Raw genomic sequence first — 21,291 nt, 5'->3', positions numbered from 1 at the left:
ACGTGTCCCCAGGTACCGCGCGCCACGCGCCATCCGGTTGATTGACCGCGAGGACGCGTGGACTAAAGTGACGGCAGTTCACGGACACATCCTGCACATTTCCATTTTCTCCCCGCGTGTGCGGCGTACGTACGGCCCTTCTGAGCGGGCGGGGACCCGGCAGTACGTACGCCCCGCGCCGGACCTGAGAGGGCGCATGAGCGAGACCCGACACGTCCCGGTGATGCTCCAGCGGTGCCTGGACCTGTTGGCCCCGGCCCTGCAGATGCCGGGCGCGGTGGTGGTCGACTGCACCCTGGGGCTCGGCGGACACAGCGAGGCTCTGCTCACGCAGTTCCCCGACGCGCGTCTGGTCGCGCTCGACCGCGACACGGAAGCGCTGCGGCTGTCGGCCGAGCGGCTCGCTCCCTTCGGTGACCGGGCCACCCTGGTGCATGCCGTCTACGACGAGCTGCCGCAGGTCCTGGACCGGCTGGGGCTCCCCCGTGTCCAGGGCATCCTGTTCGACCTCGGTGTCTCCTCCATGCAGCTCGACGAGGCCGACCGCGGATTCGCGTACGCCCAGGACGCCCCGCTCGACATGCGTATGGACCAGACGACCGGCGTCAGCGCGGCCGAGGTCCTCAACACCTACCCGCCCGGTGAGCTGGTGCGGATCCTGCGCATGTACGGCGAGGAGAAGCAGGCCAAGCGGATCGTCTCTGCAGTCGTAAGGGAACGTGAGAAGGAGCCCTTCACCAACAGCGCCCGTCTCGTCGAACTGATCCGCGACGCGCTGCCGCAGGCCGCCAAGCGCACCGGCGGCAATCCCGCCAAGCGCACCTTCCAGGCCCTGCGCATCGAGGTGAACGGGGAGCTGACCGTGCTGGAGCGCGCGATCCCTGCGGCCGTCAAGGCACTCGCCGTCGACGGCCGTATCGCCGTCCTCTCCTACCACTCGCTGGAGGACCGGCTGGTCAAGCAGGTCTTCGCGGCCGGCGCCGCCAATACGGCGCCGCCGGGACTGCCGGTCGTCCCCGAGGAGTACCAGCCCCGCCTCAAGCTGCTGACCCGCGGCGCGGAGCTCCCCACCGATCAGGAGGTCGCCGAGAACCGCCGTGCGGCGCCCGCGCGTCTCAGGGGAGTGCAGCGCATCCGGGAGGACGTGTGAACTCAGCGGCCAAGCAGCTGAAGGGGCGGGCAGCGCGGCTCGCCAGGCTGATGCCGTCGGGGCCGAGCACCGCGGCCCGTACCCCCTTCGTGCTGCTGGTCGTGGTGCTCCTCGGCGGCGGTCTGATCTCGCTGCTGCTGCTGAACTCCGCACTGAACCAGGGCTCGTTCAAGCTGAGCGAGCTCAAGCGGAAGACCACCGAACTCACCGACGAGCAGCAGGCGCTGCAGCGGGACGTGGACAACCGCTCCGCTCCCGGCGCGCTGGAGCGCAGGGCCCGCGAGCTCGGCATGGTGCCGGGCGGCAGTCCGGCCTTCCTCGACCCGGACGGCACGGTGCGCGGCGTTCCGGGCGAGGCCACCGCGCTGCCGTCGCCCGACCCGTCGCCGATGGAGATCCGGAACCCGGTGTCCCCGTCGGCGTCCCCCTCGCCCCCGCCGTCCCCCTCGCCCACGGCATCCCCGGCCCGGGCCCCTGCTCCGTCCCCGGCCACGACCCCGACGGCATCGGTCGTGCCCGCCCCCCGCCTCGGGCCGTCCCAGCAGTCCGCGCCCGCACCGGCGCCCGAGCCCAAGCCCGCGCCCACCAGGACCGGTCAGGCGGCCGAGCCGTCGCCGCCGTCCGCGAAGCCGACCCCGACGACCCCCGGCAGGTGACGCAGTGCCCAAGGATCCTCAGCGCCGCCGCGTGCCAGGACCCGCCCGGCGGCCGTCCGTCCGGCCGGCGCCCCGCCGCCCCGGGCCGGCTCCGCGGGCCATCCGGCTCGGCAGTCCCCGCCCCCGGCTGCGTCTGGTCAGCCTCGGTCTGACGCTGGTGATGCTGGCGTTCGTCGTACGCCTCCTGCAGGTGCAGGCCGTCGACGCGAGCGCGTACGCCGCCAAGGCGGAGAAGAACCGCTACCTCAGCCACAAGCTCACCGCCGAGCGCGGCGAGATCACCGACCGGGCCGGAATCGCCCTGGCCACCAGCGTCGACGCGTACGACATCACCGCCGACCCGAAGATGTTCACGCCGAAGGAGAGCAAGGCCCCCGACGCACCGGAACAGGCCGCCGCGCTGCTCGCCCCCATCCTCGGCGGGGACGCGGCCGAGCTCACCAAGAAGCTCAAGGCCCCCAAGTCCCGCTACACCGTGCTCGCCCGCCGCCAGACCCCCCAGGTCTGGAACCAGATCAAGGACCTCAAGTCCGTCTTCGCCGAGAAGGCCAGGGCGGACAAGGCCAAGGGCGGCCCCGGCGCCAACGTCCTCGGCGGCGTCTTCCAGGAGCCGAGCAGCAAACGCGTCTATCCCAATGGCGACCTCGCCGCCGGGATACTGGGCTACGTCAACGCCGACGGCCGCGGGGGCGGCGGCGTGGAGTCCATGCTCGACAAGGAACTCGCCGGCAAGGACGGCGAGATCACCTACGCCCAGTCCGGCGGCCGCCGTGTCCCCACCGCGGGCTCCCGCGAAGTCCCTGCCGTCCCCGGCTCCGACATCGAGCTGACCATCGACCGCGACATCCAGTGGGCGGCTCAAAAGGCCATCAGCGAGCAGGTGAAGAAGTCCAGGGCCGACCGCGGCTATGTGATAGTGCAGAACACCCAGACCGGCGAGGTGCTCGCCATGGCCAACGCACCGGGCTTTGACCCCAACGACCTCACGCAGGCCAACTCGGCCGCGATGGGCAACGCCGCGCTCCAGGACGCGTACGAACCGGGCTCGACCGCCAAGGTCATGTCCATGGCCGCCGTGCTGGAGGAGAAGGCCGCGACCCCCGCCACCCATGTCGTCGTCCCCAACCGGCTGCACCGCGGCGACCGGCTCTTCAAGGACGACATCGACCACGCCACCTGGAACCTCACGCTCAACGGCGTCCTGGCCAAGTCCAGCAACATCGGCACCATCCTCGCGACCGGCCAGCTGGGCAAGACCCAGGCCGCGGCCAACCGGGTCCTGTACTCGTATCTGCGCAAATTCGGCATCGGCAGTCCGAGCGGGCTCGGCTATCCGGGCGAGACGTCCGGCATCCTCGCCGCGCCGCAGAAGTGGTCCACTTCGCAGCAGTACACGATCCCCTTCGGCCAGGGACTCTCGCTCAATGCCATGCAGGCGGCCTCCGTCTACTCGACGATCGCCAACGGCGGGGTACGTATCGAGCCCACGCTGATCCGCGGCACCAGGGGGCCCGACGGACACTTCACCCCGGCGCCCGCCCCCGGAAAGTCCCGTGTCGTCAGCGAGCAGACCGCCAGGACGCTGGCCACCATGCTGGAGTCGGTCGTCGGTGACGAGGAGGGCACCGGCACCAGGGCCCGTATCCCCGGCTACCGCGTCGCGGGAAAGACCGGGACGGCCAACCGGGTCGATCCGGAACTGGGCCGCTACAAGGGCTACACCGCGTCCTTCGCCGGCTTCGCGCCCTCCGACAAGCCCCGCATCACCGTCTACTGCGCCATCCAGAACCCGACCAAAGGCAGCTACTTCGGCGGCCAGATCTGCGGCCCGATCTACCAGAAGGTCATGGAGTTCGCGCTCAAGACCCTTCAGGTCGCGCCGACCGGCGCCGCCCCCGCCCGGCTGCCCGTCACCTTCCAGGCGGGCGAGTGACCCGGAGGAGCCACCAGTGACAACCATCACTTCCGATTCCGGGAACCCGCCGGACCCGTCCGAGCGCGAGGCCCCCTCATTTAGCCGCGGGCAGGGTGCGCCCGGTACGCTCACCGCCGTGTCGCAAGCTGATCAGTACCGAACCGCCCAGCAGGACGCCCCCGCCAAACATCCGGGAGCGCCCCGCCCGGACCGGCCCCGCCCGACATCCCTGGGGGAGCTGGCCGCCGCGCTGGGTGTGAAGAGCCCGGGCGCCGGTGATGTCACCGGTATCACCCACGACTCCCGGGCGGTACGCCCCGGCGATGTGTACGCCGCCCTGCCCGGCGCCCGCTTCCACGGCGCCGACTTCGCCGCCCAGGCGGCGGACCTCGGGGCGGCCGCGATCCTGACCGACCCGGCGGGCGCCGAGCGCGCCGCCGCGACCGGCCTGCCGGTCCTGGTCACCGACGACCCGCGCGGCCGTATGGGCGCCCTCGCCGCCGAGATCTACGGGCACCCGGGCGACGGCCTGCTCCAGATCGGCATCACCGGCACCTCCGGCAAGACCACTTCGGCATACCTCGTCGAAGGCGGCCTCAGAGCGGCCGGCCACAGCACGGGTCTGATCGGTACGGTCGAGATGCGCATCGGCGACGAGCGCATCAAGTCCGAGCGCACCACCCCGGAAGCCACCGACCTCCAGGCCCTGTTCGCCGTGATGCGCGAACGCGGCGTCCAGTCGGTCGCCATGGAGGTCTCCAGCCACGCCCTCGTGCTCGGCCGGGTCGACGGCTGCGTCTTCGACGTCGCCGTCTTCAACAACCTCAGCCCCGAGCACATGGAATTCCACTCCGACATGGAGGACTACTTCCAGGCGAAGGCGCAGCTGTTCACACCGAAGCGCAGCAGGCTCGCGGTCGTGAACTTCGACGACGAGTACGGCCGCAGGCTCCTCAAGGAGGCGTCCGTACCGGTCACCAGCTTCTCCGCCGAGGGCCACCCGGACGCCGACTGGCGGGCCGAGGACGTCGAAGTCGGCGCGGTCGGCTCCACGTTCACCGCGGTCGGCCCGGCGGGCGAGCGGATCCGCGCACAGGCCCCGCTGCCCGGCCCGTTCAACGTCGCCAACACCCTGGCCGCCGTGGTCACCCTCGCCGTCGCCGGGATCGACCCGCAGACCGCCGCCGACGGCATCGCCGCCGTCCCCGGCGTGCCGGGCCGCCTCGAGCGTGTGGACGCGGGCCAGCCGTATCTCGCGGTTGTCGACTACGCCCACAAGACGGACGCCGTCGAGTCGGTCCTGCGCTCCCTGCGCAAGGTCACCGAGGGCAAGGTGCACATCGTCCTCGGCTGCGGCGGCGACCGGGACCAGACCAAGCGCGGACCGATGGGCGCTGCCGCCGCGCGTCTGGCCGACACCGCCGTACTGACCTCCGACAACCCGCGCTCCGAGGACCCGCTCGCGATTCTGGCCGCGATGCTCGCCGGGGCGGCCGAGGTGCCGATCCACGAACGCGGCGACGTCCTGGTCGAGGCCGACCGGGCCGCCGCCATCGCCGCGGCCGTTGCCCGCGCACAGCCCGGCGACACCGTGCTGGTCGCCGGCAAGGGCCACGAACAGGGCCAGGACATCGCCGGAGTGGTCCGCGCCTTCGACGACCGCCAGGTTCTGCGCGCGGCCATCGAGAACGCCGCCAGCTCTTCGAACAGTGGGATGAAGCCGTGATCGTCCTCTCCCTCGCCGAGATCGCCGAAATCGTCAGCGGGCAGTCGTACGACATACCGGATCCGGACCTGAGGGTCACCGGTCCCGTCGTCACCGACTCCCGCGCGGTGCGGCCCGGCTCCCTCTTCGCCGCCTTCGCAGGAGAGAACGTCGACGGCCACGACTACGCCGAGCGGGCCGTGGCGGCAGGCGCGGTCGCCGTGCTGGCCACCCGCCCTGTCGGCGTACCCGCGATCGTGGTGCCCGACGTCACCGCCGCACTCGGCGCCCTCGCCCGCTCCGTCGTCGAACGCCTCGGCACCACGACCGTCGCGCTCACCGGCTCCTCCGGCAAGACCAGTACCAAGGACCTCATCGCCCAGGTCCTTCAGCGCAAGGGCCCCACGGTCTACCCGGCGGGCAATCTGAACAACGAGATCGGTCTGCCGCTGACAGCGCTGCGGGCCACCGAGGACACCGAGCACCTCGTCCTCGAGATGGGCGCCCGCTACATCGGCGACATCCGCTACCTCACCGGCCTGGTCCCACCGAAGATCTCCCTCGTGCTCAACGTCGGAACCGCGCACATCGGCGAGTTCGGCGGCCGTGAGCAGATCGCCGAGGCCAAGGGCGAGATCGTCGAAGCCCTGCCCCCGGCCGATGCGGGCGGTGTGGCCGTCCTCAACGCCGACGACCCCCTCGTACGAGCCATGGCGTCCCGTACCAAGGCCCGCGTGATCCTCTTCGGAGAAGCCGCAGACGCGGACGTACGTGCCGAGAATGTCCGGCTCACCGAGCAGGGACAGCCTTCCTTCACACTCCACACCCCCACCGGGTGCAGTGACGTGACCATGCGGCTGTACGGTGAGCACCACGTGTCGAACGCGCTCGCCGCGGCCGCCGTCGCCCATGAGCTGGGCATGTCCGTCGACGAGATCGCTCCGGCGCTCTCCGAGGCCGGCACCCTCTCGCGCTGGCGCATGGAGGTCACCGAGCGTCCGGACGGCGTGACGGTCGTCAACGACGCCTACAACGCGAACCCCGAGTCCATGAGAGCCGCGCTGCGTGCGCTCGCCGCCATGGGCCAGGGGAGGCGGACCTGGGCGGTGCTCGGCCAGATGGCCGAGCTCGGAGGCGAAGCGCTCGCCGAGCACGACGCGGTCGGGCGGCTCGCCGTCCGGCTCAACGTCAGCAAGCTCGTCGCAGTCGGGGGCAGGGAAGCGTCCTGGCTACAGCTGGGCGCATATAACGAGGGTTCGTGGGGTGAGGAGTCGGTGCACGTGTCCGACGCGCAGGCGGCGGTCGACCTGTTGCGCAGTGAACTGCGACCGGGAGACGTCGTGCTGGTGAAGGCTTCCAGGTCGGTCGGGCTCGAGCGGGTCGCCCAGGCGCTGCTCGAGACCACGACCGAGGGCGAGGTCGCCGGCCGATGAGGCAGATCCTCTTCGCGGGAGCCATCGGGCTCTTTCTGACCCTGGTCGGTACCCCGCTGCTGATCAAACTCCTGGCCCGCAAGGGATACGGGCAGTTCATCCGGGACGACGGCCCGCGCAGCCACGGCAGCAAGAAGGGCACGCCCACCATGGGCGGCATCGCCTTCATCCTGGCTACGGTGATCGCGTACGCGCTGTCCAAGGTGATCACCGGCGAGGACCCGACCTTCTCGGGTGTGCTGGTGCTCTTCCTGACGGCCGGCATGGGACTCGTCGGCTTCCTCGACGACTACATCAAGATCGTCAAGCAGCGTTCGCTCGGCCTGCGGGCCAAGGCGAAGATGGCGGGACAGCTTATCGTCGGCATCGCCTTCGCCGTGCTGTCACTGCAGTTCGCCGACAGCCGCCACCAGACCCCCGCCTCCACCAAGTTGTCGTTCATCACGGACTTCGGCTGGTCGATCGGCCCGGTGCTCTTCGTGGTCTGGGCCCTGTTCATGATTCTCGCGATGTCCAACGGCGTGAATCTGACGGACGGTCTGGACGGCCTGGCCACCGGCGCCTCGGTGATGGTCTTCGGCGCGTACACCTTCATCGGGCTCTGGCAGTTCCAGGAGTCCTGCGCGAACGCGGTGACCCTCACCAACCCCAACGCCTGCTTCGAAGTACGAGATCCGCTCGATCTCGCCGTCGTCGCCTCCGCACTGATGGGTTCCTGCTTCGGCTTCCTGTGGTGGAACACCTCGCCCGCCAAGATCTTCATGGGGGACACCGGTTCGCTCGCCCTCGGCGGCGCGCTCGCCGGCCTGGCGATCTGCTCCCGTACGGAGTTTCTGCTCGCCCTCCTCGGCGGCCTGTTCGTTCTGATCACCATGTCCGTGGTCATCCAGGTCGGTTCCTTCAAGATGACCGGTAAGCGGGTCTTCCGCATGGCACCGCTCCAGCACCACTTCGAACTCAAGGGATGGTCCGAAGTCCTTGTGGTGGTCCGCTTCTGGATCATTCAGGGCATGTGCGTCATCGTGGGTCTCGGGCTCTTCTACGCGGGCTGGGCGGCCGACAAGTGAGTGTGCAGGACTGGCAGGGCAAGCGGGTCACCGTCGCGGGTCTCGGGGTGTCCGGGATCCCGGCCGCCCGTGTGCTCCACGGTCTGGGCGCCGTCGTCACCGTCGTCAACGACGGTGACGACGAGCGCTCCCGCGCGCAGGCCGCCGAGCTGGAGGCGGAGGGAATCACCGTCCGCCTCGGCGACGGGGCGACCCTGCCCGAGGGCACCGAACTCATCGTCACCACACCCGGCTGGAAGCCGGACAAGCCGCTCTTCCTGGCCGCGGCCGAGGCGGACGTACCCGTCTGGGGCGACGTCGAACTGGCGTGGCGGCTGCGCGGTCCGGGCGCCGCGCCCTGGCTCGCGGTCACCGGCACCAACGGCAAGACCACGACCGTGCGGATGCTCGCCTCGATCCTCGAAGCCGCGGGTCTGCGCACGGCCGCCGTCGGCAACATCGGCGTCTCGCTCCTCGACGCGGTGCTCGGCGACACGACGTACGACGTCCTCGCCGTCGAACTCTCCAGCTATCAGCTGCACTGGGCGCCCTCGCTGCGCGCCCACTCCGCTGTCGTGCTCAACCTGGCCCCGGACCACCTCGACTGGCACGGCTCGATGGAGGCGTACGCCGCCGACAAGGGCCGTATCTACGAGGGCAACACGGTCGCCTGCGTCTACAACGCCGCCGACAAGGCGACCGAGGACCTGGTGCGCGAGGCCGACGTCGAGGAGGGCTGCCGGGCGATCGGCTTCACCCTCGGCACGCCGGGACCCTCCCAACTCGGCGTCGTGGACGGGATCCTGGTCGACCGCGCCTTCGTCGACAACCGGCACAAGCAGGCCCAGGAGCTCGCCGAGGTCGCCGACGTCAGCCCGCCGGCTCCGCACAACATCGCCAACGCCCTTGCGGCGGCGGCGCTGGCCCGTGCGTACGGTGTCGCACCCGCTGCCGTACGCGACGGACTGCGCAGCTTCCGGCCCGACCCGCACCGTATCGAGAAGATCGCGGACGTGGCCGGTGTCGCGTACATCGACGACTCCAAGGCCACCAACACCCATGCCGCGGAAGCCTCCCTGGCCGCCTACGACCCGATCGTGTGGATCGCGGGCGGACTGGCCAAGGGGGCGACCTTCGACGAACTCGTGTCGAAGTCCACGCAGCGGCTCCGCGGCGTCGTACTGATGGGAGCGGACCGCGCACTGATCCGCGAAGCCCTCGCGCGACACGCCCCCGAAGTCCCGGTCGTCGACCTCGACCGGACAGACACTGGGGCGATGTCGGCGGCGGTCCGGGAAGCGGCGCGGCTGGCCCGTCCCGGGGACACGGTTGTGCTGGCTCCGGCCTGTGCGTCGATGGACATGTTCGCCAACTACAACAAGCGAGGCGAGGCGTTCGCGGACGCGGTCCGTGAACTCCCCGCCGAGCGCGCCTGACCGGCCAGACCCCCGCGCCAGGCACGACTGGAGGGGACAGCGACCATGCCGGCCGATGACACCGCCGCCCCCTTCGGGCGAGTACTGGGCCGCCGGACGGGCTCCGATGGAGCCTCCGAGGCGGTCGAAGCGAGGCGTCCGGGGCGGAGCCCCGCCATCACGCGCAGGCCGAGCGCCGCTCCCCGCCCGCCCCGTCCGTCCCGCAACAGAGGCGCCCGGAGGCTGTACGAGCAGGCGCGCCGCGCCTGGGACCGCCCGCTGACCGCCTACTACCTGATCCTCGGCAGCAGCCTGCTGATCACCGTGCTCGGCCTGGTGATGGTCTACTCCGCCTCGATGATCAAGGCGCTGGAGCTGTCACTCCCGGCCTCGTACTTCTTCCGCAAGCAGTTCCTCGCCGCGGCCATCGGCACCGGCCTGCTCCTGGTCGCGTCCCGGATGCCCGCCAAGCTCCACCGGGCCCTGTCGTACCCGCTGCTGATGGGCGCCGTCTTCCTGATGGTGCTCGTCCAGATCCCCGGGATAGGGCATGCGGTCAACGGCAACCAGAACTGGATCTATCTGGGCGGGCCCTTCCAGCTCCAGCCGAGCGAGTTCGGCAAGCTGGCCCTGATCCTGTGGGGCGCCGACCTGCTGGCCCGCAAGCAGGACAAACGGCTGCTCACCCAGTGGAAGCACATGCTGGTCCCGCTCGTCCCCGTGGCCTTCCTGCTGCTCGGCCTGATCATGCTCGGCGGCGACATGGGCACGGCGATCATCCTCACCGCGATCCTCTTCGGCCTGCTGTGGCTGGCGGGAGCGCCGACCAGGCTGTTCGCGGGCGTGCTCGGCATCGCCGCCGTCGTCGGTCTGATGCTCATCAAGACAAATGCGAACCGGATGTCCCGGCTCTCCTGCATCGGCGCGATCGACCTCGGTCCCAAGGGCGAGTGCTGGCAGGCTGTGCACGGCATCTATGCTCTTGCGTCTGGCGGATGGTTCGGTTCCGGTCTCGGTGCAAGTGTGGAAAAATGGGGTCAACTCCCCGAACCTCACACCGATTTCATCTTCGCCATCGCCGGGGAGGAACTCGGTCTGGCGGGGACGCTGTCGGTGCTCGCCCTGTTCGCGGCCCTAGGCTATGCGGGTATCCGCGTGGCCGGACGAACGGAGGACCCCTTCGTGAGGTACGCGGCGGGAGGTGTGACCACCTGGATCACGGCCCAGGCCGTGGTCAACATCGGTGCGGTGCTCGGCCTGCTGCCGATCGCCGGTGTCCCGCTCCCGCTGTTCTCCTACGGAGGGTCGGCCCTGCTGCCGACCATGTTCGCTGTGGGGCTGCTGATCGCCTTCGCGCGAGAGGACCCGGCCGCGAAGGCGGCACTGGCCGTGCGGAGGCCCGGGGTGAGATGGAAAACGATGAGGCGGCGCGTCAAGAAGCGTCCGTCCGGAGAGCGGTGAATTTCGGTGCATGTCGTACTCGCCGGTGGGGGGACCGCCGGCCACATCGAGCCCGCGCTCGCCCTCGCGGACGCCCTGCGCAGGCAGGACCCGACCGTGGGGATCACGGCCCTCGGTACGGAGAAGGGACTCGAGACCAGGCTCGTGCCCGAGCGGGGCTACGAGCTGGCGCTCATCCCCGCCGTTCCGCTGCCGCGCAAGCCCACCCCTGAGCTGATCACCGTCCCCGGGCGGCTGCGCGGCACGATCAAGGCCGCCGAGCAGATCCTGGAGCGTACGAAGGCGGACTGCGTCGTCGGCTTCGGCGGCTATGTCGCGCTGCCCGGCTATCTGGCCGCCAAGCGCCTCGGTGTGCCGATCGTGGTCCACGAGGCCAACGCCCGGCCCGGCCTGGCCAACAAGATCGGCTCGCGGTACGCGGCCGGTGTCGCCGTCGCCACGCCCGACAGCAAGCTGCGCAACTCCCGCTACATCGGCATCCCGCTGCGCCACACCATCGCGACCCTGGACCGCGCCCGCGTCCGCCCCGAGGCACGCGCCGCCTTCGGGCTCGACCCCAACCTGCCTACGCTGCTGGTCTCCGGCGGCTCTCAGGGTGCCCGCCGCCTCAACGAGGTCATCCAGCAGATCGCTCCGGTGCTCCAGCGCTCCGGCATCCAGATCCTGCACGCGGTGGGCCCGAAGAACGAACTGCCGCACGTGGACAACATGCCCGGAATGCCGCCCTACATCCCGGTACCGTACGTGGACCGGATGGACCTCGCGTACGCCGCGGCCGACATGATGCTCTGCCGCGCGGGCGCGATGACCGTCGCCGAACTCTCCGCCGTCGGGCTGCCCGCCGCGTACGTACCGCTGCCGATCGGTAACGGTGAGCAGCGGCTGAACGCCCAGCCGGTGGTCAAGGCCGGCGGGGGACTGCTCGTCGACGATGCGGAACTCACCCCCGAGTGGGTCCAGGGCAATGTCCTTCCGGTGCTCGCCGATCCGCACCGGCTGTACGAGATGTCCCGTGCCGCCGCCGAGTTCGGCCGCAGGGACGCCGACGACCTGCTCGTCGGCATGGTGTACGAGGCGATCGCTGCACGCCGCAAGGCGTAAGAAGGGCAGGGGAGCGTGGCCGGACCGACCACCGCCGAACGTGGTGCGCGGGGGCCTTCGGAGGGGACGGCCCGGCCGCCCCGCCAGGGCTCCCCGCTGCGCCGGCTCCGCGTCCCGGGCCGCCCCCTGCTGATCGCCGCGGCCGCGGTGGTTCTCGTCGCGACCGGAATCTGGGTGCTCTACGGTTCCCAGTGGCTGCGCCTCGAGAAAGTGACGACATCCGGAACCGAGATTCTGACTCCGGAAGAGGTCACGGCAGCGGCGGCCGCCCCGACCGGTTCGCCGCTGATTTCCGTCGATACGGACGCCATTGAGGCCCGGCTTCTGCATAAGCTGCCCCGCATCGAATCGGTGGATGTCGTACGGTCGTGGCCGGACGGGATCGAACTCGAAGTGACCGAACGAAAGCCCGTCCTGCTGATGGAGAAGGGCGCTCGGTTCGTCGAAGTGGACGCGGAGGGTGTCCGGTTCGCCACCGTGGACAAGGCGCCCGAGGGTCTCCCGCTGCTCGAATTGTCCGTGGCCCAGTCCCCGGGTCTGCGTCGTTTCGGAACTGATCGACTCGTCGTCGAGGCGGTTCGCGTATGGGGTGACCTCCCCGGAAAAGTCGCTACGGACGCAAGAGTTGTGACAGTCCGCTCATACGACTACATCACCCTGAAGCTGAGCCGGGACCGTACGGTGGTCTGGGGCAACGCCGAGCGGGGCGAGGCGAAGTCTCGTGCTCTCGCGGCGCTGATGAAAGCCGCACCCAAGGCGCGGCACTTCGACGTCAGTGCGCCAACCGCCCCTGCCGCATCGGGTAGTTGACGCACATTTGCGCTGGCCAGCACCCTGGTTGGTCATCGCTATGGGTGATCACATAGGGTGAAAAGAAAAACGGGAGGTTCGGCGTGTTCGTTGAACGGGCGCCACTTGTCGACTTAGTGTCCTGTTCGGAGAGTCCAAGAAGCAGACACACTGGTAACCCTAAACTTCAGCGTTAGGGTTTGGGTCGGCGTTCCGGACCGTCCCACCGGCATCCGTCGGCGCCGCGCGACAACCGCGCAGCGACGACACGTAACTCGAGGCGAGAGGCCTTCGACGTGGCAGCACCGCAGAACTACCTCGCAGTCATCAAGGTCATCGGTGTCGGCGGCGGTGGTGTCAATGCCATCAACCGAATGATCGAGGTCGGTCTCAAGGGCGTCGAGTTCATCGCGATCAACACTGATGCGCAAGCGCTGTTGATGAGCGACGCCGACGTCAAGCTCGACGTCGGCCGTGAACTCACCCGCGGCCTGGGGGCCGGAGCCAATCCCGCAGTCGGTCGCAAGGCGGCAGAGGACCACCGTGAGGAGATCGAGGAGGTCCTCAAGGGGGCCGACATGGTCTTCGTCACCGCCGGCGAAGGCGGCGGTACCGGCACCGGTGGCGCACCCGTCGTCGCCAATATCGCGCGTACGCTCGGCGCCCTGACGATCGGTGTGGTCACCCGCCCGTTCACCTTCGAGGGCCGCCGCCGCGCGAACCAGGCGGAGGACGGCATCGCCGAGCTCCGCGAAGAGGTCGACACCCTCATCGTCATCCCGAACGACCGGCTGCTGTCCATCTCGGACCGTCAGGTGAGCGTTCTGGACGCATTCAAGTCCGCGGACCAGGTGCTGCTGTCGGGTGTTCAGGGCATCACCGACCTCATCACCACGCCCGGTCTGATCAACCTCGACTTCGCAGACGTCAAGTCCGTGATGTCCGAGGCGGGCTCGGCGCTGATGGGCATCGGCTCGGCCCGCGGCGACGACCGCGCTGTGGCGGCCGCCGAGATGGCGATCTCCTCGCCACTGCTCGAAGCCTCCATCGACGGCGCCCGCGGGGTACTGCTCTCGATCTCCGGCGGCTCGGACCTCGGACTCTTCGAGATCAACGAGGCGGCCCAGCTGGTCAGCGAGGCCGCCCACCCCGAAGCCAACATCATCTTCGGCGCGGTCATCGACGACGCTCTGGGCGACGAGGTACGGGTCACAGTCATCGCGGCCGGCTTCGACGGCGGACAGCCGCCGACCCGCCGCGAAAACGTCCTGGGATCCGCCGCGAACAAGCGCGACGAGCCGCCGGCCACACCGTCGCGCGGCACGGAGACCTCGCGCGCGTCCGGTCTCGGCACGGTTCCGGCCCGCGAGGAGCCCTCGGCCCCGGCCGAGCCCATTCCCGTGGGCAATGATCTGAACTCCGGGCCCGCGCAGGTCCCGCCGGCCCGTCCGTACCAGGACAGCCAGGCCGAAGAGCTGGACGTACCGGACTTCTTGAAGTGATAGACCAGCACGTCATCGTGAGCGGCGCGCACTTCGCCTTCACCGACAGGTGGGGCGGGGTGAGCGCCGTTCCGTACGAGGAGCTCAACCTCGGCGGAGCGGTGGGCGACGACCCCGCGGCGGTCCTCGCCAACCGGGCGATCGCCGCGAAGGAACTGGGGCTCGACCCCGACCTGGTCGTCTGGATGAACCAGGTTCACGGCAAGGACGTCGCCGATGTCGACGGGCCGTGGGGCGAGGCTCCCGTTCCCTCGGTGGATGCCGTGGTCACCGTGCGGCGCGGGCTCGCCCTCGCCGTACTGACCGCGGACTGCACTCCCGTACTGCTGGCCGACCCGGTCGCAGGCGTCGTGGCCGCCGTGCACGCGGGACGCCCCGGGATGATCGCGGGAGTCGTGCCCGCGGCAGTCGACGCGATGACATCGCTCGGCGCGGACCCGGAACGGATCATTGCCCGCACCGGACCGGCCGTCTGCGGTCGCTGCTACGAAGTTCCCGAGCAGATGCGGGCGGATGTGGCCGCGGTCGTACCGGCTGCCTGGTCCGAGACCAGCTGGGGCACCCCGGCCGTCGACGTCACTGCCGCGGTCCACGCCCAGCTCGACGCGCTCGGGGTCAGGGACCGGCAGCGGTCGGCGGTGTGCACACTGGAATCGGGCGACCACTTCTCGTACCGCCGCGACCGCACCACCGGGCGGCTCGCCGGATACGTCTGGCTGGACGGACAGGAATGACGGACCGAAGGACCGAACTCGCGGGCACGCTCGCGGCCGTGGAGGAACGTATCGCCTCGGCCTGCGCGGCCGCCGGCCGCAAGCGGGAGGAGGTGACCCTCATTGTGGTCACCAAGACCTACCCGGCGAGCGATGTGCGACTGCTCCATGAGCTGGGTGTGCGGCATGTGGCCGAGAATCGTGACCAGGACGCGGCGCCGAAGGCAGCAGACTGCTCGGATCTGGACCTCAGCTGGCACTTCGTCGGGCAGTTGCAGACCAATAAGGTCCGTTCCGTGGCGAGTTATGCCGATGTCGTGCAGTCTGTCGACCGGCTCAGGCTCGTCACCTCGCTGTCCGCGGCCGCGGTCCGTGCGGAGCGTGAACTCGGGTGTCTCATCCAGGTCGCGCTCGACGCCGAGTCGGGCGAGCGCGGGGAGCGGGGAGGCGTGGCGCCGAGCGGCATCGAGGAGTTGGCGGCCGCCGTGGACGGCGCACCAGGACTGCGGCTGGACGGACTGATGACCGTCGCGCCGCTCACCGGACCGTACGCGGGACGGCAACAGGCGGCGTTCGAGCGGCTGATGGAATTCTCATCCAGCCTGCGCGCCGGGCATCCTGCTGCGAACATGGTGTCAGCAGGGATGAGTACGGACCTCGAACAGGCAGTGGCGGCCGGAGCGACACATGTGCGCGTCGGCACTGCGGTACTCGGAGTCCGACCCCGGCTCGGGTAACGTCGCGAAGCAAGTCGGACCACAGCAGAAAATATGGTCATTCCCGCCACAATGCGGGCAGACCGAGTGGATCGCTGGCACTTGGTGACGAATGCCGATCCACCACAGAGCGGAGGACTCAGAGAATGGCCGGCGCGATGCGCAAGATGGCGGTCTACCTCGGCCTCGTGGAGGACGATGGGTACGACGGCCGGGGTTTCGATCCCGATGACGACTTCGAACCCGAGCCGGAGCCCGAGCGGGACCACCGGCGCCACCAGCCCCCGCACCAGGCCGAGCGGGACGAACCGGTGCGGGTGGTCCAGCCGCCCGCACAGCGCGATCCGGTTCCGCTTCCCGCTGAAAGTGGACGTCCGGCGCGAATCGCCCCCGTGGCATCCATCACACCTGAACGTCCGAGCCTGGAGAAGAACGCACCGGTGATCATGCCCAAGGTTGTGTCCGAGCGGGAGCCCTACCGCATCACCACACTGCACCCACGGACCTACAACGAGGCCCGTACCATCGGGGAACACTTCCGCGAGGGCACTCCGGTGATCATGAACCTCACGGAGATGGACGACACCGACGCAAAGCGACTTGTCGACTTTGCCGCGGGACTCGTCTTCGGTCTGCATGGCAGCATTGAGCGGGTTACGCAGAAGGTGTTCCTGTTGTCTCCTGCTAACGTCGATGTCACGGCGGAGGACAAGGCCCGCATTGCTGAGGGCGGGTTCTTCAACCAGAGCTAGGAACCGACACCGGGAACGACCCGGCCGCAAGGCCGGTAGACACGAGAGCCAGGGGAGAGGGAAGCACGGAGATGGGCGTCACGCTGGATGTGGTCTACATCGCGCTGGTGTGCTTCCTCGTCGTGCTGATCTTCCGGCTGGTCATGGACTACGTCTTCCAGTTCGCGCGCTCATGGCAACCCGGTAAGGCGATGGTGGTCGTTCTTGAGGCCACCTACACTGTCACCGATCCACCGCTCAAGCTTCTGCGGCGGTTCATTCCGCCGCTGCGTCTCGGGGGCGTGGCACTCGACCTGTCCTTCTTCGTTCTGATGATCATCGTCTACATTCTGATCTCCGTCGTGAACGGCGTGGGGAACTGATGTGAGCGATACGGTCTTGCCGACTGCCGACGACTACGTAGAGGTGAAGTAGAGATGCCGCTGACTCCCGAGGACGTGCGGAACAAGCAGTTCACGACTGTCCGCCTCCGAGAAGGCTATGACGAGGACGAGGTCGATGCCTTTCTCGACGAGGTCGAGTCCGAGCTGACCCGCCTGCTCCGCGAGAACGAGGACCTGCGCGCCAAGCTGGCCGCGGCGACTCGTGCGGCCGCGCAGAACCAGCAGCAGGGCATGCGTAAACCGCCGGAGCCGCAGGACGGCCGGGGGCCGGGTGCACCGGTACCCGCCGCCATATCCGGACCGCCCGTCCAGCAGCAGCCCCCGCAGATGGGTCCGCCCCAGCTGCCCGGTGGTGCTCCGCAGCTGCCCCCGGGCCCCGGTGGTCACGGTCCGCAGGGACCGCACGGCCCGATGCAGGGCGGTCCCATGGGTGGCCCGATGGGCGGCCCCATGGGCGGACACGGTCCGCAGATGCCGCAGCAGGGCCCCGGCGGCGACAGTGCCGCGCGCGTGCTCTCACTGGCCCAGCAGACCGCCGACCAGGCGATCGCCGAGGCCCGTTCCGAGGCCAACAAGATCGTCGGCGAGGCCCGCAGCCGCGCCGAGGGCCTGGAGCGCGACGCCCGCGCCAAGGCGGACGCGCTGGAGCGGGACGCCCAGGAGAAGCACCGCGTCGCGATGGGCTCCTTGGAGTCCGCGCGGGCCACGCTGGAGCGCAAGGTCGAGGACCTGCGGGGCTTCGAGCGCGAGTACCGCACGCGGCTGAAGTCGTACCTGGAGTCGCAGCTGCGGCAGCTGGAGACCCAGGCCGACGACTCGCTCGCCCCGCCGCGGGCACCCGCGACCGCTTCGCTGCCGCCGTCGCCGTCGATGGCTCCGGCCGGTGCGGGTGCGATGGGTCACACCATGGGCGGCAACCCGTCGATGGGCCAGTCCATGGGCGGCAACCAGTCCATGGGCGGTGGACCGTCGTACGGCGGCCAGCAGCAGATGTCCCCGGCCATGACCCAGCCGATGGCACCGGTGCGGCCGCAGGCGCCGCAGCCGATGCAGCAGGCGCCGTCGCCGATGCGTGGGTTTCTGATCGACGAGGACGACAACTGACGGCGGGCCGCGCGAATCGCGCGTAGCCGTCGGCAGGCTGAGGGCCGGGCCCGGGACATCTGTCCCGGGCCCGGCCCTTTTTGTGCGCGGGGGTGGGGAAAGCAATAGGGCCCGAGCCGATGCCCGGGCCCCTTCGCTCGTGCGTCTACACCTTGCGGAGGCGGAACGTCAGGGACAGGCCCTCGTCCTCGAACGGGGTGCCGAAGGCGTCGTCCGCCGGGGTGGTCGTGAAGCTCGTCGCCAGAACTTCGTCCGCGATCAGGCCTTCGTGTTCGGTCAGGGCCTGGGTCGTGGACGGGTCCGTGGACGACCAGCTCACCGCGATACGGTCCGCGACGTCCAGGCCGCTGTTCTTGCGGGCCTCCTGGATCAGCCGGATCGCGTCACGTGCCAGGCCCGCGAGCCGCAGTTCCGGAGTGATCTCCAGGTCCAGCGCTACCGTCGCGCCCGAGTCGGATGCCACCGACCAGCCCTCGCGCGGGGTTTCCGTGATGATGACCTCCTCCGGGGAGAGGGTCACCTCCTCGCCGTTCACCGACACGGTCGCAGTGCCCGAGCGCAGCGCCAGGGACAGGGCCGCCGCATCGGCCGCGGCCACCGCCTTGGCCACGTCCTGCACGCCCTTGCCGAACCGCTTGCCCAGGGTACGGAAGTTCGCCTTGGCCGTCGTGTCGACCAGCGAGCCGCCGACCTCGGAAAGCGACGCCAGGGAAGAGACGTTGAGCTCCTCGGTGATCTGGGCGTGCAGTTCGGGGGAGAGGGACTCGAAGCCCGCCGCCGCGACCAGGGCCCGGGACAGCGGCTGGCGCGTCTTGACCCCGGACTCCGCGCGGGTGGCGCGGCCCAGTTCCACCAGGCGGCGCACCAGCGCCATCTGGGAGGACAGGCCGGGGTCGACGGCGTCCAGGTCGGGGGCCGGCCAGGTCGACAGATGGACCGACTCGGGGGCGTCCGGCGTCACCGGGACGACCAGGTCCTGCCAGACCCGCTCCGTGATGAAGGGGGTCAGCGGGGCCATCAGCCGGGTCACGGTCTCGACGACGTCGTGGAGCGTGCGCAGCGCGGCCGGGTCGCCCTGCCAGAAACGGCGGCGCGAGCGGCGCACGTACCAGTTGGACAGGTCGTCGACGAACGAGGACAGGAGCTTTCCGGCGCGCTGGGTGTCGTAAGACTCCAGGGCCGAAGTGACCTGGTCCACCAGCGCGTTGAGTTCGCTCAGCAGCCAGCGGTCCAGGACCGTGCGCTGTGCCGGGGCCGGATCGGCCGTGGACGGCGCCCAGTTGGACGTGCGCGCGTACAGGGCCTGGAAGGCGACTGTGTTCCAGTACGTGAGGAGCGTCTTGCGCACGACCTCCTGGATCGTGCCGTGGCCGACGCGCCGCGCCGCCCACGGTGAGCCGCCGGCCGCCATGAACCAGCGCACCGCGTCCGCGCCGTGCTGGTCCATCAGCGGGATCGGCTGAAGGATGTTCCCCAGGTGCTTGGACATCTTGCGGCCGTCCTCGGCGAGGATGTGGCCGAGGCAGACCACGTTCTCGTACGACGACTTGTCGAAGACGAGCGTGCCGACGGCCATCAGCGTGTAGAACCATCCACGCGTCTGGTCGATGGCCTCCGAGATGAACTGCGCCGGGTAGCGCTTCTCGAAGAGCTCCTTGTTCTTGTACGGGTAGCCCCACTGCGCGAACGGCATCGAACCGGAGTCGTACCAGGCGTCGATGACCTCGGGGACGCGCGTCGCCGTCTTCTGGCAGGTCGGGCAGGCGAAGGTCACCTCGTCGATGAACGGACGGTGCGGGTCCAGCGCAGACTGGTCCGTGCCCGTCAGCTCGCCGAGCTCGGCGCGCGAGCCGACGCAGGTGAGGTGGTTGTCCTCGCAGCGCCAGATCGGCAGCGGCGTGCCCCAGTAGCGGTTACGGGACAGGGCCCAGTCGATGTTGTTGTTCAGCCAGTCGCCGAACCGGCCCTGCTTGACCGAGTCCGGGATCCAGTTGGTGTTCTGGTTCTCCTCGAGGAGACGGTCCTTGACGGCGGTGGTGCGGATGTACCAGGACGGCTGCGCGTAGTAGAGCAGCGCGGTGTGGCAGCGCCAGCAGTGCGGGTAGCTGTGCTCGTACGGGACGTGCCTGAAGAGCAGGCCGCGGGACTCCAGATCGGGCACGAGCGTCTCGTCGGCCTTCTTGAAGAACACGCCGCCGACCAGCCGGACCTCCTCCTCGAAGGTGCCGTCGGGGCGGACCGGGTTCACGACCGGCAGCCCGTACGCGCGGCAGACCTTGAGGTCGTCCTCACCGAAAGCGGGGGCCTGGTGGACCAGGCCCGTACCGTCCTCGGTCGTCACGTAGTCGGCGTTGACGACATAGTGGGCGGGGGCGGGGCTGTGCCCATTGCTTCCCTCGCTGACGCTCGGGAAGGCCACGAGCTCGAAGGGGCGCTGATACGTCCAGCGCTCCATCTCCGCGCCCGTGAAGGACCGGCCCGTAGTCTGCCAGCCTTCGCCGAGCGCCTTCTCCAGCAGCGGCTCGGCGACGACGAGCTTCTCCTCGCCGTTCGTCGCGACGACGTAGGTGACGTCGGGGTGCGCGGCGACGGCGGTGTTCGAGACCAGGGTCCAGGGGGTCGTCGTCCAGACCAGCAGCGCGGCCTCGCCGGCGAGCGGGCCGGAGGTCAGCGGGAAGCGGACGAAGACGGACGGGTCCACGACCGTCTCGTAACCCTGCGCCAGCTCGTGGTCCGAGAGACCGGTGCCGCAGCGGGGGCACCAGGGGGCGACGCGGTGGTCCTGGACGAGCAGGCCCTTGTTGAAGATCTCCTTCAGCGACCACCAGACCGACTCGATGTAGGAGGGGTCCATGGTGCGGTACGCGTCGTCGAGGTCGACCCAGTAGCCCATGCGGTCCGTCAGCTCGGCGAACGCGTCCGTGTGCCGGGTCACCGACTCACGGCACTTCGCGTTGAACTCCGCGATGCCGTACGCCTCGATGTCCTTCTTGCCGGAGAAGCCGAGTTCCTTCTCGACGGCGAGCTCGACCGGCAGGCCGTGGCAGTCCCAGCCGGCCTTGCGGGCGACGTGGTAGCCGCGCATCGTGCGGAAGCGCGGGAAGACGTCCTTGAAGACACGGGCCTCGATGTGGTGCGCGCCGGGCATGCCGTTGGCGGTGGGCGGGCCCTCGTAGAAGACCCACTCGGGGCGGCCCTCGGACTGATCGAGGCTCTTCTGGAAGACCTTTGCCTCGCGCCAGAAGTCGAGCACGGCATGCTCGAGCGCGGGCAGATCGACCTGGGCGGGTACCTGACGGTACTGCGGCGGTGTCATCGACGAACTCCTCCAACGGACAAAGTCTGTGCCGTCGGAGGGACGAGAGCGTGTGCTCCCGCGGTACCACCCTCCTTGGCCCGCCGGCGGTGGCCGGTGAGCCCCCTCATTGGGGTCGCGATGCCGGGTCTAGT

17 protein-coding genes are annotated in these 21,291 nt (G+C 69.7%); 16 read left to right on the top strand and 1 reads right to left on the bottom strand.

The window, feature by feature from the left end; translation table 11 throughout:
* Window positions 1–196 precede the first annotated feature (196 nt).
* The 16 genes from rsmH to FBY35_RS26925 all read left to right on the top strand — a co-directional run bounded on the left by rsmH (window position 197) and on the right by FBY35_RS26925 (window position 17,841).
* Window positions 197–1,150 carry a 16S rRNA (cytosine(1402)-N(4))-methyltransferase RsmH gene (gene rsmH / locus FBY35_RS27000; protein WP_142216571.1) on the top strand — a complete coding sequence of 318 codons (954 nt, stop codon included), beginning with the start codon at window positions 197–199 and terminating at the stop codon, window positions 1,148–1,150.
* Window positions 1,147–1,806, top strand: coding sequence for a septum formation initiator family protein (locus tag FBY35_RS36515; protein ID WP_399208932.1), 660 nt, complete (start codon window positions 1,147–1,149; stop codon window positions 1,804–1,806). The genes rsmH and FBY35_RS36515 overlap by 4 nt, the downstream gene beginning before the upstream one ends.
* Before the next feature lie 4 nt (window positions 1,807–1,810).
* The gene (locus FBY35_RS26990) at window positions 1,811–3,739 is read left to right on the top strand and encodes a penicillin-binding protein 2 (protein WP_160159321.1); all 1,929 of its coding nucleotides are present in this window, start codon (window positions 1,811–1,813) and stop codon (window positions 3,737–3,739) included.
* Between the two features lie 16 nt (window positions 3,740–3,755).
* Window positions 3,756–5,447 carry a UDP-N-acetylmuramoyl-L-alanyl-D-glutamate--2,6-diaminopimelate ligase gene (locus FBY35_RS26985; protein ID WP_142216569.1) on the top strand — a complete coding sequence of 564 codons (1,692 nt, stop codon included), beginning with the start codon at window positions 3,756–3,758 and terminating at the stop codon, window positions 5,445–5,447.
* Window positions 5,444–6,859, top strand: a complete 1,416-nt coding sequence (gene murF, locus FBY35_RS26980; protein WP_142216568.1) for a UDP-N-acetylmuramoyl-tripeptide--D-alanyl-D-alanine ligase — start codon at window positions 5,444–5,446, stop codon at window positions 6,857–6,859. Before FBY35_RS26985 ends, murF begins: the two co-directional genes overlap by 4 nt.
* Entirely contained in the window at window positions 6,856–7,926 is a 1,071-nt protein-coding gene (gene mraY, locus FBY35_RS26975; RefSeq protein ID WP_142216567.1) for a phospho-N-acetylmuramoyl-pentapeptide-transferase, read from the top strand. The genes murF and mraY overlap by 4 nt, the downstream gene beginning before the upstream one ends.
* Window positions 7,923–9,341, top strand: coding sequence for a UDP-N-acetylmuramoyl-L-alanine--D-glutamate ligase (gene murD, locus FBY35_RS26970; protein ID WP_142216566.1), 1,419 nt, complete (start codon window positions 7,923–7,925; stop codon window positions 9,339–9,341). Before mraY ends, murD begins: the two co-directional genes overlap by 4 nt.
* 45 nt (window positions 9,342–9,386) lie before the next feature.
* The gene (ftsW, locus tag FBY35_RS26965) at window positions 9,387–10,781 is read left to right on the top strand and encodes a putative lipid II flippase FtsW (protein WP_260848829.1); all 1,395 of its coding nucleotides are present in this window, start codon (window positions 9,387–9,389) and stop codon (window positions 10,779–10,781) included.
* 6 nt (window positions 10,782–10,787) lie between these two features.
* Entirely contained in the window at window positions 10,788–11,882 is a 1,095-nt protein-coding gene (gene murG / locus FBY35_RS26960; protein WP_142216565.1) for an undecaprenyldiphospho-muramoylpentapeptide beta-N-acetylglucosaminyltransferase, read from the top strand.
* A gap of 15 nt (window positions 11,883–11,897) precedes the next feature.
* A complete protein-coding gene (locus tag FBY35_RS26955; protein ID WP_142216564.1) occupies window positions 11,898–12,692 on the top strand; it encodes a cell division protein FtsQ/DivIB in 795 nt (264 codons plus the stop codon).
* A 275-nt stretch (window positions 12,693–12,967) separates the two neighbouring features.
* Window positions 12,968–14,173, top strand: a complete 1,206-nt coding sequence (gene ftsZ, locus FBY35_RS26950) for a cell division protein FtsZ (RefSeq protein WP_142216563.1) — start codon at window positions 12,968–12,970, stop codon at window positions 14,171–14,173.
* A gap of 17 nt (window positions 14,174–14,190) precedes the next feature.
* Complete coding sequence (pgeF, locus tag FBY35_RS26945; protein ID WP_260848828.1) at window positions 14,191–14,907, top strand: peptidoglycan editing factor PgeF; 717 nt, start codon at window positions 14,191–14,193, stop codon at window positions 14,905–14,907.
* The gene (locus tag FBY35_RS26940) at window positions 14,904–15,623 is read left to right on the top strand and encodes a YggS family pyridoxal phosphate-dependent enzyme (protein ID WP_142216561.1); all 720 of its coding nucleotides are present in this window, start codon (window positions 14,904–14,906) and stop codon (window positions 15,621–15,623) included. Before pgeF ends, FBY35_RS26940 begins: the two co-directional genes overlap by 4 nt.
* Window positions 15,624–15,748: 125 nt before the next feature.
* On the top strand, window positions 15,749–16,354 hold the full coding sequence (locus tag FBY35_RS26935; RefSeq protein ID WP_142216560.1) for a cell division protein SepF: 606 nt from the start codon (window positions 15,749–15,751) through the stop codon (window positions 16,352–16,354).
* A 71-nt stretch (window positions 16,355–16,425) separates the two neighbouring features.
* Window positions 16,426–16,716 (top strand): YggT family protein, encoded by a 291-nt coding sequence (locus FBY35_RS26930; protein ID WP_142216559.1) that lies wholly within the window; start codon window positions 16,426–16,428, stop codon window positions 16,714–16,716.
* Between the two features lie 54 nt (window positions 16,717–16,770).
* Window positions 16,771–17,841, top strand: coding sequence for a DivIVA domain-containing protein (locus FBY35_RS26925; protein ID WP_142216558.1), 1,071 nt, complete (start codon window positions 16,771–16,773; stop codon window positions 17,839–17,841).
* 145 nt (window positions 17,842–17,986) lie between these two features.
* Here the strand turns inward: FBY35_RS26925 and ileS are convergent, their stop codons facing one another.
* A complete protein-coding gene (gene ileS / locus FBY35_RS26920; RefSeq protein WP_142216557.1) occupies window positions 17,987–21,157 on the bottom strand; it encodes an isoleucine--tRNA ligase in 3,171 nt (1,056 codons plus the stop codon).
* Window positions 21,158–21,291: the final 134 nt, after the last annotated feature.

Source organism: Streptomyces sp. SLBN-118, assembly GCF_006715635.1.
Taxonomy (GTDB): Bacteria; Actinomycetota; Actinomycetes; order Streptomycetales; family Streptomycetaceae; genus Streptomyces.
This window is presented reverse-complemented; position numbering and strand designations above follow the sequence as displayed.